At 53.2% G+C, this 18,222-nt stretch carries 12 protein-coding genes; 6 read left to right on the top strand and 6 right to left on the bottom strand.

Annotation, left to right across the window (positions count from 1 at the left end):
- Positions 1-60 precede the first annotated feature (60 nt).
- From AAC599_RS13115 to AAC599_RS13125, 3 genes are all read right to left on the bottom strand, one after another.
- A complete protein-coding gene (locus AAC599_RS13115) occupies positions 61-2,379 on the bottom strand; it encodes a heavy metal translocating P-type ATPase (protein WP_340150855.1) in 2,319 nt (772 codons plus the stop codon).
- 150 nt (positions 2,380-2,529) lie between these two features.
- Positions 2,530-3,471, bottom strand: a complete 942-nt coding sequence (locus AAC599_RS13120; protein WP_340150856.1) for a CobW family GTP-binding protein — start codon at positions 3,469-3,471, stop codon at positions 2,530-2,532.
- Positions 3,468-5,057, bottom strand: coding sequence for an amidohydrolase (locus AAC599_RS13125; protein ID WP_340150857.1), 1,590 nt, complete (start codon positions 5,055-5,057; stop codon positions 3,468-3,470). Before AAC599_RS13125 ends, AAC599_RS13120 begins: the two co-directional genes overlap by 4 nt.
- Before the next feature lie 149 nt (positions 5,058-5,206).
- Between AAC599_RS13125 and AAC599_RS13130 the strand changes: the two genes are divergently transcribed.
- The 6 genes from AAC599_RS13130 to AAC599_RS13155 all read left to right on the top strand — a co-directional run bounded on the left by AAC599_RS13130 (position 5,207) and on the right by AAC599_RS13155 (position 11,707).
- Positions 5,207-6,178: a LysR substrate-binding domain-containing protein gene (locus tag AAC599_RS13130; protein ID WP_340150858.1), complete on the top strand. Its 972-nt coding sequence runs from the start codon at positions 5,207-5,209 to the stop codon at positions 6,176-6,178.
- An 88-nt stretch (positions 6,179-6,266) separates the two neighbouring features.
- On the top strand, positions 6,267-7,847 hold the full coding sequence (locus AAC599_RS13135) for an ABC transporter substrate-binding protein (RefSeq protein ID WP_340150859.1): 1,581 nt from the start codon (positions 6,267-6,269) through the stop codon (positions 7,845-7,847).
- A 42-nt stretch (positions 7,848-7,889) separates the two neighbouring features.
- Positions 7,890-8,867 carry an ABC transporter permease gene (locus AAC599_RS13140; protein WP_340150860.1) on the top strand — a complete coding sequence of 326 codons (978 nt, stop codon included), beginning with the start codon at positions 7,890-7,892 and terminating at the stop codon, positions 8,865-8,867.
- A gap of 1 nt (position 8,868) precedes the next feature.
- The gene (locus AAC599_RS13145) at positions 8,869-9,750 is read left to right on the top strand and encodes an ABC transporter permease (protein ID WP_340150861.1); all 882 of its coding nucleotides are present in this window, start codon (positions 8,869-8,871) and stop codon (positions 9,748-9,750) included.
- Positions 9,750-10,742, top strand: a complete 993-nt coding sequence (locus AAC599_RS13150) for an ABC transporter ATP-binding protein (protein ID WP_340150862.1) — start codon at positions 9,750-9,752, stop codon at positions 10,740-10,742. Before AAC599_RS13145 ends, AAC599_RS13150 begins: the two co-directional genes overlap by 1 nt.
- Positions 10,739-11,707, top strand: a complete 969-nt coding sequence (locus tag AAC599_RS13155) for an ABC transporter ATP-binding protein (protein ID WP_340150863.1) — start codon at positions 10,739-10,741, stop codon at positions 11,705-11,707. The genes AAC599_RS13150 and AAC599_RS13155 overlap by 4 nt, the downstream gene beginning before the upstream one ends.
- Here AAC599_RS13155 and pgi read toward each other — a convergent pair.
- The 3 genes from pgi to AAC599_RS13170 all read right to left on the bottom strand — a co-directional run bounded on the left by pgi (position 11,704) and on the right by AAC599_RS13170 (position 18,188).
- On the bottom strand, positions 11,704-13,335 hold the full coding sequence (gene pgi, locus AAC599_RS13160; RefSeq protein ID WP_340150864.1) for a glucose-6-phosphate isomerase: 1,632 nt from the start codon (positions 13,333-13,335) through the stop codon (positions 11,704-11,706). The genes AAC599_RS13155 and pgi overlap by 4 nt on opposite strands.
- Before the next feature lie 130 nt (positions 13,336-13,465).
- Positions 13,466-14,380: a TRAP transporter substrate-binding protein DctP gene (gene dctP, locus AAC599_RS13165; protein ID WP_340150865.1), complete on the bottom strand. Its 915-nt coding sequence runs from the start codon at positions 14,378-14,380 to the stop codon at positions 13,466-13,468.
- Positions 14,381-14,567: 187 nt separating this feature from the next.
- Complete coding sequence (locus AAC599_RS13170; RefSeq protein WP_340150866.1) at positions 14,568-18,188, bottom strand: efflux RND transporter permease subunit; 3,621 nt, start codon at positions 18,186-18,188, stop codon at positions 14,568-14,570.
- Between the last annotated feature and the right edge of the window lie 34 nt (positions 18,189-18,222).

The raw sequence follows: 18,222 nt of genomic DNA on the forward strand, positions 1-18,222 counted from the left end.
GCATGCACTATAGGGGCTTGAGGGGGCAAATCAAGTAAGTAATTCGCGCTCTGGTCGTTCCTAACCCAACTTTATAGTGCGCAATCTGAGGGCATTCGAGATGACTGAAACGGACGACAGGCTCATAGCCGCCGCCGCTATCATCGGCGAGAGAAGAGTTCCGGTAAATGGGTAGAGAATGCCTGCTGCGATAGGAATACCCGCGCCGTTATAGGCAAAGGCAAAAAACAGGTTCTGCTTGATATTGCTGAGGGTTCCCGTTGCAAGCTTTCTTGCCCGGACGATACCGTTAAGGTCACCTTTGACCAGCGTAACGCCTGCACTTTCAACGGCAACGTCTGCGCCCGTTCCCATGGCAATGCCGACATCCGCCGCCGCAAGGGCGGGTGCGTCATTGACGCCATCTCCGGCCATGGCAATGAGATGTCCATCTTCCCGCAGCTTTTCAATCAGGGTTTTCTTGTCTTCTGGCAGGACATCGGCTTTCACCTCATCAATGCCAAGGCGCTTGGCTACCGCTTTCGCCGTGCGCTCGTTGTCGCCAGTGGCCATAATAATCTTAATGCCTAGCTTGTGCAGGGCCTTGATCGCTTCTTGCGTTGTTTCCTTGATCGGGTCCGCCACCGCAACGATCCCGGCAAGAGCGTCTCCATGAGCGATATACATAACCGTTTTCCCGTCATTCTGCAGGTCTGCCGCACAGGATTCCAGTTGTGAAATATCGATATTTAGATGCGCCATCATTGCCCGGTTGCCAAGGGCGACGGTCTTATTGTTGACCTGTCCCTCCACCCCCTTGCCGGTAACGGCATTAAAATTAGAAGCGTCCGGAATTTCCAGTTCCTGCGCTTCGGCGCCGGCAATTATTGCTTCGGCAAGTGGGTGCTCGGACCCCTTTTCGAGGGCAGCCGCCAGCGTAAGCAGTTCATCTTCCCCACCATCGGACAGCGCAATGACATCGGTAAGCTTTGGTTGCCCTTCTGTCAGGGTGCCGGTTTTATCCACGACGAGAATATCGACAGCGGCGAACCGTTCGAGCGCTTCCGCATTCCGTATGAGGACACCTGCCATGGCCCCGCGGCCCGTTGCGGTCATGATAGACATTGGGGTTGCCAGCCCGAGGGCGCAAGGGCACGCAATAATCAAGACGGACACTGCCGCGACGATCGCATGCACCATCGCCGGAGATGGGCCAAATACGGCCCAGAGGCCAAACGCCAAGATTGCGATAACCACGACGGTAGGCACAAACCAAGCGGCCACCTGATCGGCCAATCCCTGGATGGGTGCGCGGGACCGCTGGGCAGAGGCCACCATCTCGACTATTTTGGAGAGTGTCGTGTCGGCACCAACAAGTTCTGCCCGCATAATCAGAGAACCGTTGCGGTTTAACGTTCCACCAGTCAGCTTGTCCCCGTCAGTTTTCTCGACCGGAACTGGCTCTCCACTGATCATGCTTTCATCAACAGAAGAATGTCCTTCAAGGACCACGCCATCGACCGGGATGCTGTCACCGGGGCGTACGCGGAGTTTGTCGCCTTCGAGGATATTTTCTAGCGGCACGTCCTTTTCCGTTCCGTCCGGGTTAATCCTCCGGGCGGCTTTCGGCGCAAGATCAAGCAATGCCTTGATCGCGGAGCCGGTCTGTTCGCGGGCGCGCAGTTCAAGGACCTGTCCAAGAAAGACGAGGGCAATAATGACGGCGGCGGCCTCATAATAGACGGGAACCGTTCCTGCATCAGTCTGGAAAGACGGCGGAAAACTTCCCGGAAATAATGTTGCGACGACACTGAAGCCATAGGCCGCCAGAACACCCAGTGAGATCAGCGTCCACATATTCGGGCTGCGATTAACGATCGAGGTCCATCCGCGCTTAAAGAACGGAAATGCGGCCCATAGAACAACAGGAGTCGCCAGAACCAGCTGTATCCAGGTAAAAAGCTGAGCGCCAATCCAGCTTTCGAAAGGTAAGCCAACCATTTCCCCCATGGTCAGGATCAAGATCGGTAGCGCAAGGGCTGTGCTCACCCAGAAGCGGTGGGTGAAATCTACCAGTTCTTCATTAGGCCCTTCGTTTCCAGTGGGTATGCCCATGGGTTCGAGCGCCATGCCGCATTTCGGGCAATCGCCAGGATGGTCCTGAACGATTTCCGGGTGCATGGGGCAGGTGTATTGTGTGTCTTTGGAGGCAGATTTCTGTCGTTTCTTGTGATTACCGCTGAGGTAGAAATACGGGTCCTGCTCGAACTTGTCGTGGCATTTTTGTGAGCAGAAATGATAGGTTTCACCATTATATGTATAGCTTGGCTTACCTGCATTTTGATTGACGGACATGCCACAAACCGGATCGGTTGCCTTTTGTTCATCGCTGGAGGTCATCATATTTTCCCGCTGTTACTCAACCGGCTATCCCGACTGCAGTTGGCGCCTTTTCTGATACATTATGTACTGAAGTGTCAGGCGACTACAAGCGGGTGCGACTATTCGCCCGTCGAATAGTTGGCGATAATGACCTGCATGACAACATCACTAATCGAGGGTGGCAAACGCCTTGTCCATGATTTCCGTGAGATTTGAACTGCTGAGCCCGATAGCGACAAATCCGGCTTTCCCGGAGAAATTTTCAGGCGTCGTCAGGCGGCTGAAGTCAACATATGAGCCGACTTTATGAACTGTCCAAAGTTGGTCGTCTTCCGATGATTTGAATATGCCTTTGAGCCGCAAGACGGAGGAGGGGAGCATTTCCAGTATCTCAAGTAATCCTGTTTTGTCGACCGCACCCTCAGCTTTGAAGGACCAGCGGGAAAAATCCGACTCGTGACTGTGATGATGTTCATCCTCTTCCGTCGGGCCGATGCCAAGCGTGGGATTCTCGATCCCAAAAAATATATCCGTTGCAAGAACGCCATTTGAAATTGCCAGAACAGGCGCCGACTTGTTCAGTTCGCGCAGGGCTTCCTTGTGCCGTTCAATATCCTGCGAGCCAACCAGATCACATTTACTCAAAAGGAGCATATGGGCGGTTTGTATTTGGTTTTTCAGTATTTCTGAGAGCCTTGCATCTGACCGGGTGATCTCATAATTAAGGGCATCAACGACGGTCACGATACCGTTCAGGGCAAGGTCCGGCTCCGCCCGGGCAAAGTTGGCAATCCGCTTCGGTTCGGCGACACCACTTGCCTCAATCAGCAGGTGATCCGGCGGGGGCATAAAGTCGAGTGCCGTAGAAAAGGCGGCAAATAGATCTCCGCCCATGGAGCAGCAGGCGCAACCGTTGGCAAGGGTCAGGATATTCTCCTCTCTGGTGGCGATCAATTCCTCATCTATGGGAAGTTCACCGAAATCGTTAACCAGCACCATGATTCTCCGTCCACCCGCATGCCGGAGCAGGTGATTGACAACTGTTGTTTTGCCCGCCCCTAGAAAGCCGGCGAGCACGGTCATCGGAAGCGGCTTTTCGCGGATCGTCATGGAATCTTGTGCTTCTCTCCGGCCAGCACCGTTCCCCAAATACCGACATCCTTGAGCTTCTCCGCGCCGATCGTCTCCGGATCATCTTCGAGGATTGCAAAATCGGCCCATTTGCCGACCTCGATCGAGCCAATTTCATGGTCCATGTGCAACGTGGCCGCGGCGCCGAGGGTAATCGCTTCCAGCGCTTCGGCCACTGTTATTTTCTCATACTCACCAAGTGTCCTACCGCTCTCGGTTAGCCGATTGACGGCACACCAGGCTGTGAAAAGCGGCGCCATGGGCGTCACTGGTGCATCGGAATGGATAGTGAAGGTCACGCCGTAATCTATCGCGGACTGACAAGCGTCCATACGCAGCGCCCGGTCTGGCCCCATCGTCAGTTCATAGTGCTTGTCACCGAAATAATAGAGATGATTTGCGAACAGATTGGCGGCGACACCCAGTCGCTTCATCTTGCGGAACTGAGCCCGGTCTGCCATCTGACAATGCTGCAGAACATGAATTAGATCGGGTCTGTTTTTCTGTATTTTTGCCATTTCCAGCGCGTCCAGCGCAACCTCGATCGCTTCATCACCATTTGTGTGAATATGCATCTGGACACCGGCCTCATTTAATATGGCGACCAGTTCATTAAGTTGCTCAGGCGCGATATTCCATATTCCGTTTGGCGCGCCATTATAATGATAGGGCCATCGAAGCCGCGCCGTAAATCCCTGAATAGAGCCATCGGTGACAATCTTCACAGCCCCGAGACGGAGCTTGTCCGTGCATTTTTTCTTAAGCTCCAGCGCCCGTGCGCTGGTTTCCTCCGCCGGTTGAGCAAGGCCGTTGAGCAGCGACATGAGGCGAATAGGATAATCCGATCCATTCGTAATATCCGTCATTTCGGCAACGTCCTCGTCCGGCAGATCGTTGATCAGATCGGCAGCTGTCGTCACGCCGACCCGGTTGCAGACTTTTCCAAAATCAATGACGCTTTCTCTGGATCGGCCGACTTCCCTGAAATTTATGCCAAGACGCCGCATGATGGGGAACATGGCGGCCATCTCCTGTAACTCACCGTTAGGGGTGCCATCAGGTCCGATTGCTATGCCCTCGATATCCATGTCAGCAACATAATTCGCGAGGCTTAGGGAGGTGGAATTCACGGTCATCAAGTGAAAGTTGGAATGCATAACAGCGATAGGGCGTGAACTGCTGACGGCATCCAGGTCTGTTTTGTCAAGCCGCCTGTCCATAAGGAAGATCGGATCAAAGCCCCAGGCCACAAGTGGTTCGTCCGGGCCGAGTTTTGCTTCGGCATCCGCCAGCCGCGCTTGCACATCCTCCAGTGTTTTGACGCCGGGCCAGTCATTGCCATCCGGATCTATCCTGTCCTGGTACCCTACATATACGAACTTCCAGATTCCTCCCGCCATCAAATGGCAATGCCCTTCGACGAGGCCAGGCATGATCACCTTGTCTTTAAAGCTGTTATCGATAGTGTAATCGCCCCAGCCCTGAATATCGTCAATCGTGCCGGTGGCGATAATCTTGCCGTCACGCACCGCAACATGGGTGACGGTCGGGCGCGCTGGATTCATAGTGATGATCTTTTTTGCGCTGAATACGGTGATAGCCGACAAAATATGTCCCTCTTGAATTCGTTTTTGGTAGACAGAGTTTAAGCCTCTCTTTAACCTCTGAAAAATAGTTTATTCCGGGGTTATTCTAATAAAAACCAGAGGAATTGATGCGCTATACCTTAAAGCAGCTGACATATATTGATGTTGCGGCCCGGCATAAATCTATCACCGGAGCTGCCAAGGCCCTCAATATATCGGCTTCCTCCATTTCGTCGGCGATTGATGCCATTGAAATTCAGACAAACAAGAAGCTCTTCACACGATTACCTTCCAAAGGCATCAGCGTAACGCAGTTTGGCCATGTTTTCCTGTCCAACTCCCGGCAACTCCTGAAAGCGCATCTCACATTTGAAGAGGCGGTGGATGAACAGGCAAAGGCGATCAAGGGGGCCGTTCGGATGGGCTGCTTTACGCCAGCGGCACCAATCATCCTGCCGCTCATCACCAAGTCCGTTGCGGATAATCATCCCGGGATTTCCATACATCTGACAGAAGGCGATATAGCTCAGAATATGCGGCAGGTGGTTGATGGTAAAATTGACCTGGCGATTGGGGTCAGCGCACATCTTGCCATGAACATTGCCTTTGTGCCGTTATTCGTTGCACCCCCACATATCGTCTTGCCGCATGATCATCCGCTGGCGGATCGAAGCATGTTGTCACTGAAGGATATCTGCCATGAACCGATGGTATTGCTCGATCTGGATGAGACCCGTGACTATATGTTCGGACTGTTCAATCAGGATGACCTGACGCCTCGCGTTGCCTACTCCTCACAATCCGCGGAAATGGTCCGCAGTATGGTTGCGGCGGGGCTCGGTTATTCGATCTTCAATCTCAGATCATTGCAGAAACAGCAATATACGGTTGGCGATCTTGTGCGGATACCGCTGACGCCCGGCTACCGGGCGGTCGAATATGGCATTATACATCGCGACGATGCTCATTTGAGCAAGGTCGATCATGTTGTGATCAACACATGCATCCGGTTGCGCGATAGCGGGGCGTTCAATCGGGCAGTTTTACCCGAAGGGCGCGTTCCTGCTGATGATCGGAAAAATGTATTAATAACAGCATAAAAATATATTTTACGAATGAAGGTCCCTGAATTAGCCTGATTACAGTCAATTATAGTTAAAAAAATTATTGAAAATCTCAGGAGGCAGGATGAGAAAATTAGGATTTATGGCGGCTGCGACGGCGATGCTCATGACCGTTGGCACGGCCACAATAGGACAGGCGGATGAGCCGAAAAATGGTGGGACGCTAGTTATGGGCACAACGCAAAAAGCGCGGCATCTCAACCCGGCCGTACAATCGGGCATTGCGACGGCCATGCCGGGCACCCAGATTTTTGCTACGCCGCTGCGCTTTAATGACAAATGGGAAGCACAGCCATATCTGGCGGAAAGCTGGAGCGTTTCCGATGACGGGAAAAGCATTACCTTGAAACTTCGGGAAAATGCGAAGTTTCATGACGGGAAGCCGATCACCTCTGAAGACGTTGCCTTTTCCCTGCAAACCGTGAAGGAGAACCATCCCTTCAAATCGATGTTCGCCCCGGTGACCGGCGTAGATACGCCCGACCCTCTTACCGCTGTCATCAATTTCGATAAACCGCATCCGGCGGCCTTCCTCGCGATGTCGAGCGCGCTTCTGCCGATTATTCCAAAGCATGTCTATGGCGACGGACAGGATCCGAAAAGCCATCCGGCAAACAACGCGCCGGTCGGTTCAGGCCCGTTCAAGTTTGTGGAGTTCAAGCCGGGTGAATACATCATTCTGGAGAAAAATCCGGACTATTTCATTGAAGGGCGTCCGTATCTCGACAGGATCATTATCAAAAACTACAAAGATCCAACAAGTGTTGCCCTGGCCATGGATACGGAGGAAATCAATATGTATCCGTTCCTAGCGCCAACCAAGGACATTGCCCGGCTGAAAAAGAACGATAAGCTTGTCGTTACGGACAGGGGCTATGAAGCCGTGGGCCCGATTAACTGGCTGGCATTCAATACGCAAAATGAGTATCTGAAAGACAAGAAGGTACGTCAGGCAATTGCCTATGCCATGGACCGTGATTTCATCATAAATGCGTTGTTGGCCGGTCAGTCCAAGGCAGCGACGGGCCCCATCGTTCCGGGAAGCCCGTTTTATGCGGACAATGCGGAAAAATATGATGTTGATCTCGACAAGGCGAATGCCATGCTTGATGATGCCGGGTTTGCCCGCGGAGATGGCGATATGCGCTTCAAGCTCACAATCGATTATATCCCGGGATCAGCCGAGCTTCAGAAGGGGGTTGCCGAATATCTGAAATCCCAGCTCAAGAAAGTGGGGATTGATGTTGAACTCCGCGCTTCCCCGGACTTTCCAACCTGGGCCAAGCGTGTCGGCGGACATGATTTCGATATGAGCATGGACATTGTCTTTAACTGGGGCGATCCGGTTATCGGTGTGCACCGCACCTATCTGTGTGACAACATCAAGAAAGGTGTGATCTGGTCAAATACCCAGAGTTACTGCAATGAAGAAGTGGATAAACTGCTGAACGAAGCAGGGTCGGAACTTGGTCAGGAGAAACGCATTGCACTTTATAAAAAGGCGCAGGAAATCATCGTTGATGATGCGCCTCTCGTATATATCAACGTGCTTCCCTATCATACCGCATATAACAAGCAAATCGGCAATCCGCCGCTGACGATCTGGGGCGCTATGTCGCCGCTTGATGAGGTATATATTAAGTAATATGCATCTGCGTATGAACAAACCGCAGCGGACGGTCCGGTCATGACAATGACATTTATGGTCGTCCGTCGCTTATTGCACGCCTTTCTCCTGATTCTGGCGGTTCTGGTTCTTAACTTCCTCCTGATCCATCTTGCGCCGGGCGATCCGGCAGATGTAATTGCCGGGGAGATGGGGGGCGCGACGGAGGAAATGCTTGCCGATATCCGTAAGAACTATGGTCTCGACAAGCCCGTGTATGTGCAGCTTGGCCTTTATTTGGGGCGAGCATTGCAAGGAGATCTTGGCCAGTCTTTTTTCTATAACGCGCCGGTGCTTGATCTGGTGGCGGGGCGCGCGGGCGCGACGATCCTGCTTGTCACGACGGCCCTTCTGTTCGCGATCCTGGTTGGAACGTTTCTCGGCGTCCTTGCATCCCATAAACCAAAAGGTATCGTTAGCGGGCTGGTGACACTGATTTCGGTGATCGGCTATTCGGCGCCCATCTTCTGGACCGGCATGATGCTGGTTATTCTCTTCGCCTGGGTCTATCCGATTTTCCCTATTGCGAACATGTATGACATTACAAAAGGTGGCGGCATTTTCAGCCGTATGATCGATATTCTCTATCATTTGGTATTGCCGGCCGTCACGCTCGGCATTGTGTATCTGGCGCAGTATGCGCGCCTCACACGCGCGAGCATGCTGGAGATATTGGGATCCGACTATATCCGCACAGCCCGGGCTAAGGGTGTGGCGGAGATCAAGGTCTATGGGCATCATGCCCTGAGGAATGCAATTTTGCCGGTTGTCACGATTGCAGGCCTCCAGTTCGGCAGTATCATTTCCGGTGCGGTTCTGGTGGAAACCGTATTCAGCTGGCCAGGACTGGGGACCCTCGCGTTTGATGCGATTCTCGCCCGAGACTATCCGACTATCCTCGGAATCCTGTTTTTCTCTTCGGTGCTGGTAATTATTGCGAACCTGATCACGGATTTCGTCTATCGGCTGGTCGATCCGCGAATTCGAAAGGAAGGGTAGGATGGCAGCGGTGGACAACAGTATCCAGATTGTTCAAAGCCAGAGCCCGCTGCGGGAGGCCGTGCATGCTTTCCGGCAAAGCTGGGCGGGGATGCTTGGCATTCTGATTTTGATCCTTGTCATACTGTTCACATTCGTCGGGCCCGTTTTCTATCCGGTCGACCCGTTCGAGATTGTCTGGGCGCCATTGACGCCACCGGGCGTGGCGGAACAGGCTCCGCTTGGTACGGATTATCTTGGCCGGGACATACTTGCGGGACTTGTCCATGGAGGATCAGCGACACTTTATGTTGGGCTGGTCGCCGGCTTGATTACAATAACAATCGGTATTCTGGTAGGAGCGTTCGCCGGTTTTTATCGCGGCTTCGTCGATGAATTTCTGATGCGGGTCACGGAGTTTTTTCAGGTTTTACCAGCGCTGCTTTTCGCAATGGTTCTGGTGACCTTGTTTTCCCCGACAATTTACGTCATTGCACTCGCAATTGGTATTGTAAGCTGGCCAACGACGGCCCGGCTCACGCGGGCGGAATTTCTCCGTATTCGCGGCCTGGAATATGTGAATGCGGCCCGTTCGATTGGTGCGCGGAACCAGCGGATCATATGGCGGGTGATCCTGCCAAATGCGCTTGCGCCGCTGATCGTTGCGGCGACCTTGACCGTGGGCATCGCGATCCTTTTTGAGGCAGGCCTCAGCTTTTTGGGGCTTGGCGATCCGAATGTGTTTAGCTGGGGGCTGATGATTGGCGCCGGGCGGGAATATATTCTTGATGGCTGGTGGGTCGTGACCTTGCCCGGCTTTATGATTTTTCTGACTGTGCTGGGGTTCAGCCTTGTCGGGGATGGTCTCAACGATGCTTTCAACCCGAAACTGAGGGAGCGGTAATGTCGGCTATCCTCTCCATCAATGACCTGATTGTTGATTTCAAGACGCGGGCGGGAAACGCTAGGGTGCTGAATGAGATCTCAATTGAGTTGCAAAGCGGTGAAATCCTCGGAATTGTCGGTGAGTCTGGTTGCGGCAAAAGTATGACGGCGTTGTCAATCATGGGCCTGGTTCCGAGTCCGCCCGGAAAGATCTCCAGCGGCTCCATCCTGCTGGAGGAAGAGGACCTGGTGAAGGCTCCGACATCTCGTATGCGCCAGGTACGCGGAGGTATTATCTCCATGATTTTCCAGGAGCCCATGACGTCGCTTAACCCAGTTTTCCGTGTTGGCGACCAGATTGCCGAATGTGTTTTGCTGCATGAGGAAATAACGAAGGAGAACGCCTGGAACAGAGCCGTTGAAATGCTGACGAAGGTCGGTATTCCGGAGCCGGAAATCCGCGCGCGGGCCTATCCGCACGAACTGTCCGGCGGAATGAGACAACGGGTTATGATCGCCATGGCGCTTTCCTGCCGTCCGCGCATCCTGATCGCGGACGAACCGACGACGGCACTCGACGTCACAGTACAGGCCCAGATTTTTGATCTTTTAAAAGACCTGCAACGGGAAACCGGCACGGCTATTATCATGATTACGCATGATATGGGGGCAATTGCCGAACTGGCGGACAGGGTGGCTGTCATGTATGCCGGGCATATCATCGAGACCGGCAAGACGGAGGATATTCTTTCCAATCCGCAGCATCCCTATACGAGGGGCCTGATCGCCTGTGTTCCGCATCTGGAGGAAAATCCGTCGGAGATCAGGCCTTATCTGAGTGAGATTAAAGGGGTTGTCCCTTCCTTGACCGAGTTGGGCAAGGGCTGTGCCTTTGCACCGAGATGCCCCTATAAGACTGACGTCTGCGAGGAAGAGCGGCCGCCTATCGAGCTGGTTGATGGCGTCCATGCCGTTGCTTGTTACAACATCAAATATGTGGTGGCGGTATGAGTGAAGACCCGCTTCTGGAAGTCCGCGATCTGAAAGTTCATTTCGGCAGCAAGAAGCTGTTCCGGAAATCCGTTGTTGTTCATGCGGTGGATGGCGTGAGTTTTTCTGTTCCCAGAGGAAAGACACTTGGAATAGTGGGAGAGAGCGGATCAGGAAAAACGACTACCGCTCTTGCTGTCTTGCGGCTGGTGCCGATTACCGATGGTACTATTCGCATTGGCGATGCTGAAATAAGTGCGCTTGAAAAGGAAGAGCTTCGCGCGGCGCGGCGTAAGGTCCAGATGGTGTTTCAGGACCCCTATTCGTCATTGGATCCACGCCGTCGGGTGGGCGATATCGTCAGAGAACCGCTTGATCTTATGGAAATAGGGGCCGAGGCGGATCGCGATCAGATGGTCCATGATCTCTTCGTCCAGGTTGGATTGCGCCCCGAACTTGCAAAGCTGTTCCCGCACCAGTTTTCCGGCGGCCAGCGTCAGCGTGTCGGGCTCGCCCGGGCGCTAGCCACCCGACCGGAACTGATTGTCTGCGATGAGCCAGTTTCGGCGCTGGACGTTGCTGTTCAGGCGCAAATTCTCAATTTGATGCGTAAATTGCAGGAGGAACTTGGCGTAACCTATCTGTTCATCAGCCATGACCTTGGTGTAGTCCAGCACCTTTGCGATCATGTTGCGGTTATGTATCTGGGGCAGATCGTCGAGCAGGCGGATCGTATTTCGCTCTTCTCAAATCCGCAGCATCCGTATACCCAGGCTCTTCTTGCGGCGGTGCCGAAAGCGCGGGCGCGCGATGGCAGTGAAAAGCGTGTTCCGCTCATCGGGGATCCGCCAAGCCCGATTAATTTGCCAAAAGGCTGCCGATTTGCAGGGCGTTGCCCGGTTGCAATGGAGAAATGTCATAGCGTGGTTCCCGAACTGAAAGATCGCGGGAATGGCCATTTGGCTTCCTGCCACTTACTCGATTAGAACTCGTCCCGACGAAGGCGGAAAAGCGTTTCCAGCAGGCCCGCTGTTGATCCATCGTTGCTCTCCGTGGGTTGCTCGTTCTCGATAACGGGGAGCAGGCGGGCAGCCAATTCCTTGCCAAGTTCAACGCCCCATTGATCAAAGCTGTTGACGCCCCAGATAGCGCCTTCAACAAAGACCCGATGTTCATAGAGCGCAATGATCCGGCCAAGTGTCGGGGGATCGAGCTTGCGATAGAGCAAGGTGGTAGAAGGGCGATTTCCAGGGAACGTCTGATGGATCGCCTGGTTTATCCGGTCATCAGAAGCGCCCTTTTTCTTGAGCACATCGGTTGTCTGGGCAAGGGTGCGCCCATGCATCAGGGCTTCAGACTGGGCCAGGCAATTGGCAAGGAGCAGATCGTGGTGGTGCTGCAAATCAGCTTCATGAGATTGCGCGGCAACAAGAAATTCACATGGTATCACATGACTTCCCTGGTGGAGAAGTTGATAAAATGCATGCTGTCCGTCCGTGCCGGGTTCCCCCCAGACGATGGGGCCGGTCATCCGGCTGACAGGATCACTGCTTAAAGTAAAGCTCTTGCCGTTACTTTCCATATCCAATTGTTGCAGATAAGCAGGCAGACGACCGAGCCGTTGGTCGTAGGGCAGGACGGCGCGGCTGTTATATCCGCAGATGTTGTTGTGCCATATGCCGATCAAGCCGAGCATCACTGGCATATTGCTTTCAAGCGGGGCGGATTGAAAATGGCAATCCATTTCATAGGCCCCTCGCAGGAAATCGGCGAAGTGGCTTTTTCCAATGGCGATCATCAGAGAGAGACCGATCGGGCCCCAGACGGAATAGCGTCCGCCTACCCAGTCCTCAAACCCGAAAACACGATCCGGGTCAATGCCGAAATCTGCCGCTTTTTCAACTGCAGATGAGATTGCCGCGAAATGCCTTGTCGCGGCATAGCCAAGTGCCGCTGAAACCCACGCCTTTGCCGTATGGGCATTTGTCATGGTTTCGATTGTTGTAAATGTTTTGGATGCGATGATGAAAAGTGTTTTCTTCGGATCGAGTGTTTTAAGAGTATCCGCGATATCCGCCCCGTCGATATTGGAGACAAAGTGAAGGCGCGGGCCGTCATGATAGGGGGCGAGGGCCCGTGTGGCCATGGCAGGGCCCAGATCGGAGCCGCCAATTCCGATATTGACGACATCCGTGAAAGGATCGCCCTCATATGTTGTGATGGCGCCTGATCGAATTCCGTCGGCAAATGCAGCCATTCTTTCCCGTGTCGCCGTAATATCCGGCATCACATCTTTGCCGTCGACATAGACCGGTTTATTTTCGAGGTTCCGAAGTGCGGTATGAAGGGCGGCGCGTCCTTCTGTTTTATTGATAGGGGCGCCGCCGAACATGCCGTCGCGCTTTTGTTCCAGATGGGTGCTTTTTGCGAGCTCCAGCAACAGGTCACGGGCAGTTGCATCAATGCTGGTCTTTGAATAATCCAGCAGCATGTCATCAAGGAGCAGGGAAAACTCTTCAAACCGCGCCGGGTTCCGCTCGAATTGTTTTACGAGGGGAATGCTTTTGATGTCATCATAGTGTTTGGCGAGACGAAGCCAAATATCTTCAACCATTAAGCTTCTCCTGAAACAACTGCCTTGAATAATAGACGGTTGATTTTGCGTAGTACTATATTGGCAGGCATTAAAGTTCTCTCAAGGCACATATTTTCTTTTACAAATGGAAGGATAGCCTGGACGCTGGTCACATAATATTCTCGACAAGCTCGATCAGCTCAGCACCTTCGATCCCCGTTGCTTTGAGAAAAGCATCCGTGAAGGCAGGGCGCATGATGTTTTTCAAGGCCTCCACTTCTGCAGGTGTCGCAATATGCACACGCATTCCTTCCTCCTCAAGGAGCCGAGGGGCCGCGGCCGCCGAGATTTCACTTGCTTCTATTGCCCAGAGGGCCGCCTTATCGCTCGCCTCCTGTATCGCCTGTCGGTTCGCTTCTGACAGACCGTTGTACCATTCCGAATTAAGATAGCCGTTATAAAAGATGGTTAGTAACGGCAGGATCGTAACATGGTTCTGAACATCGAAATAACGTGCAGACAGGGCAGATGAAACATTGGTGAGCCCTGCATCCAGCTCACCCTGCTTCAGCGCTTCAACGGCCTCAATATCGGACATATCGACGGCTGCCGCCCCCATTGCCGTAAAAGAGGAATTGGAGATTGGGCCTAGTCCCTGTATCCGGATGCCGTCAAAGTCCCCGGGCTTTACCAGAAACTTGCCTTTGGACGTTATCGCCGTTCGCCATGTAGTGAATAGCCATGCAATATTGGTGAGGCCGGTTTCCTTGATTTTCTCCTCTAGCAGATGTGCCGCATCGGATTCATCCCATTTTTCGAGAATTTCAACGTTGCGAAGGGCAAATGGTTCTAACGTAACATCCATCAGTGGCAGGGTGCTCGTCCATTCGCTGTTCATTGAAAAAGCGCATTCAATTTCTCCGGCTTTTACCGCGGCGGCATTTCTGGACGCCTGAACCAGGCTTCCGGCGCCATTAATCTGCACATCTATGGCATTTTCCGTGAGGGTCTCAATCTCGACGGCCCATTGATCAATGACCTTGGCTATATGATTATCGGGCGGAAGCTCATGACTGCATCGCATGATTTCTGCGGATTGAGCAGGGGATATAATAATACTTATTAGCAACAGGCCGATAGCGGCGCCTGAAATTCTTCTCAACTTCACTCTTCCTTTGGTAAGAACCATACGCACGGACACGCTCTTGGTGCCGCAGCTTTTACTGCGAATGAGTATACCGACAATGTTGCGGCTTTGTCATTCCTTTGCTTCAGGCAATCGCCGTTTCACGTTCTTCCCATTTGACGGCCTTCAGGTCGAGAACGAAGATTGAGTAGATTATGGGAACAAGCAGCAGCGTCGTAAAGGTCGCAATGGTCAACCCTCCGATCTGGGCGTAGCAAAGCGGCTGCCATAACGGTCCGCCATGCAATGCCAGGGGCCCAAGACCAAAGACGGTTGCACCGACGGTTATCAGAACCGGTCGCAATCGGACGATACCGGCATCCAGCAAGGCCTCGCGCAACGGCTCGCCCTTCTCGTGCATTTCCTCGATAAAGTCGAAGAGGACGATGATATGGCTGACAATCACGCCGATCAGCGCAACGATACCCAGAAATGCCATGAAACCGAATGGACTGCCAGCGATCGCCAGGGCAATAAGGGCGCCGATCACACCATAGGGAACAGCGGCAAGAACAATGAGCGGCTTGATCGCGTTTTTGAACTGAAACACGAGGGCGACAAAGATCAGGCCGATGGAAATTGCCATGACTTTGGATAGTTGCTTGAATCCTTGCTGCGCATTCGCCTGTTCGCCGGTAACTTCCATGGAAAATCCAGGTGGCAGTTTTTCTTCAAACACGGCAAGGTCATCCTTGATAGCCGCCATAACTTCGGACGGAAGAACGCCTGCCAGAGGAAAGGCGCGGACATTCACCGTCCGAAAATGCTCTTCACGCTGAATTCTCTCTGTATGGAGTTGATATTCCACCGTGGCAATCTGCCCGAGCGGAATTTTCTCGTTGCTGGTTGAGGCAAACACGTAGATATTTTCAAGGTCGGAAAGCTGCGCCCGTTCAGATGGTTTCAGGATTGAGACAACGGGAATATTCTTGTCGCCGCGTTGTAGGGTGGTGACCTGATTACCGTTCAGGCCTGCGGAAGAAGAGGCGGCAATATTCTGGTTTGTAACGCCGGCAAGGAATGCCCGGTCCGCATCGATATTTATCCGGAGCCGGAGAGATTCACCGCCCCAGTCGTCTCTCGGCCGCGCTGCATTGGGCGCCTTGCTGAGAATCTCAACAACCTCTCCGGCAAGCCGACGAAGTGTGGCGATTTCCGCCTCCGATTCCGGTCCTTCAGACTGAACAGCGGACTTTGCCGCCAGTCTGATCTCCACCGGATAGGGAACAGGGTTGGTCTGGAGTTGGCGTACATCGATAACGGCATCGGGAATCCTGGAGCTTAAGGCTTCCTGGAGCGGGGGAATCAGCTCGGCTGTCAGATCCTTATTATCCAGTCGCATGACCAGCTGCGCATAATTGCGTTGATGCAATTGCGGCGTGACGGAAAACCAGAAGCGTGGCGCGCCACCACCAAGAAAGCTGGTGATGGATTGTAGCGGATCACCACCTTCATCCGAGCCAAGATCGGCACCAAACTTCGCGGCGACCTCTTCGATGATTTTTACGGAATCCTCTACAACCCGCTGAGTTTCGTGAATCGTCGCGTTGTTCCTGAGGAAAATGTCCGCATAAAACAGATACTGCACATCATCGGGGAAAAAGGAGGTTTTCAATGTCTTGCTGAGTGGAATGATAAGGGCAAGAAAGGCAAAAGAAGCCAACAACGCTTTTTTCCGGTGATTTATCAGGAAACTTCCGACGCGAAAATAAAGTCCGGTAAATCCTTTGCTTCGACGTTCCTCAATCGTTCGTTCGGGTTTTGTCGGCGCTCGAAGGAGATAATAACCTAGGAATGGCAGAAAGCTCATTGACACAAGCCGGGAACAGACAAGTGCCGTTGTCATCACAATCGGCAGGCTATAAAGGAACTCACCTGTATTGCCGGTTAACAGCAGGAATGGCAGATAAGCGACCACATTTGTGATGGTTGCAAACATGATCGCATGGGCTAGTTTTGTCGGACCCAGCCACGCCGCCAGGATGCGTGGCTCCTTTGCGGCAAGACCTCGTTTGATGGCGTCACCCGCGACAACGGGATCATCCACCAAAAGGCCCAAGGCGATAATCAATGTAGCGATGGAAACCTGCTGCAACTGAATTCCCAGCGTATCAATGATGCCGAAGGTCATGGCCAATGTGATCGGGATCGACACCATCATGAGCAAGGCCGAGCGCCACTCCCAGAAACCGATCAGGGAGATAAAGACGACAAGCACGATGGCTTCTATCAGGGCGGTCATAAACAGATCGATGTTTTCCGCGACCTGCGATGGCTGGTTCGAAATTCGCTTGATTACCAGATCATCGGGTAAATGTGGCTGCACCTGCTTCAGAACAGCATCGACCGCCTCGCCAAACTTGCCAATCTGGCCGCCGTCCCGCATCTGGATAGCGAGAGAGATTGCCTTTCCACGTTGCCAGTTGCCGTTCTCATCCCGCCAGTTGTAGTAGTTCAGAAATGACGGGGGAGACTCATAGCCGGGCACGACCTCCCCGATATCGCGAAGATAAACCGGCGCGCCGGAGGGGGATTTTGTAAACGCCGTATCGCCTATCTGGTTCGGGCTAGTATATTTTCCGACCGGCTCGACCAGCACATTTGATCCGCTGGCATAAAATTCACCGCCGGAAATATCGCTGTTACGCGCAGCAATCGCGCCGCTGACATCGCTTGGCGTTAGGCCATAGGACGCAAGAAGATCCTGCGAATACTCCATGTAAATCCGTTCATCAACGACACCGGAACTGTTGACTACGGTAACAAGCGGAATGGTTTGCAGGTTGCGGATAATCAGGTTGGTAAAATTATCAAGTTCCCGATAGCTGTACTTGCCGCCGGGGGAGGCAAGCAGTTTGGTTTCTGTCTGCGCCGGGTCATCGATAATGATCGCGGGCCAGGCATCCTCATGGAAGCTGACCTGCGCAAGCTTTTCCTTCAGGAACGCATTGAGCTCCGCCGACAACTCGTTGTCGGTAAGGGCTGTGGAGACATCCAGGCCGATGAACCCCGCGCCAGTTAATGAAATGGCATCCGTGACGTCATTCTTATTGACTAAATAGTCCTTGAAGAGATCCATATCCTGCGCCGGTGTGGTTAGGGCAATATCCCGCGGCATCACAACTATAAGGGAGCGGCGGGCGGCGGAATTTGCCGGTTGTTGTGCGCGAGCTGCCTCGATCGCGGCCCTAATATCACGGGCCCGGAGCGAGATTTCTACCGGGTTTTCAGTGGGACTTGCGACCGTCATCAGGATTGCCGCTGTATCGCCAAATCCGTCATTAAACTGGATCGGTCCCGCCCCGTCCGGCAGGTCAAGCGCCTTCAGGTTGAGGTCTATTTCATTAAAGGCAGCCTTGGTGTCAGTCAGTGTCTCTTCAAGCTGGATCTGAACAATGGAGAGATTGGGCAGCGTAAGTGATTTTACTGCAAACTTTGTCGGGCTGACCGGGTGAAGCGTTGAACTTAGGGCGATCTGCTCTTCAATGGGGCGGGTGAGGAGCTGCTCGATCTTGGTGGCATCGGCGCCGGGCCAGCTCGTGATAACAGAGGCGACACGTACCTGGATTGCCGGATCCTTGGCCTTGGGCATTGAGAGATACCCGTAAATCCCCCACATGAATACGGCAATCAACAGCACCCAGGCGATGTGTCGGTTCTCGGTGAAATAGCGGGCGGTATTGTGGGTTTCCGTAATATCTTTCACCGGTAGTATTCCCCCATCCCCTCAGCCGAATTCC

Origin of the sequence: uncultured Sneathiella sp. (assembly GCF_963976355.1) — a bacterium.
Classification (GTDB): domain Bacteria; phylum Pseudomonadota; class Alphaproteobacteria; order Sneathiellales; family Sneathiellaceae; genus Sneathiella.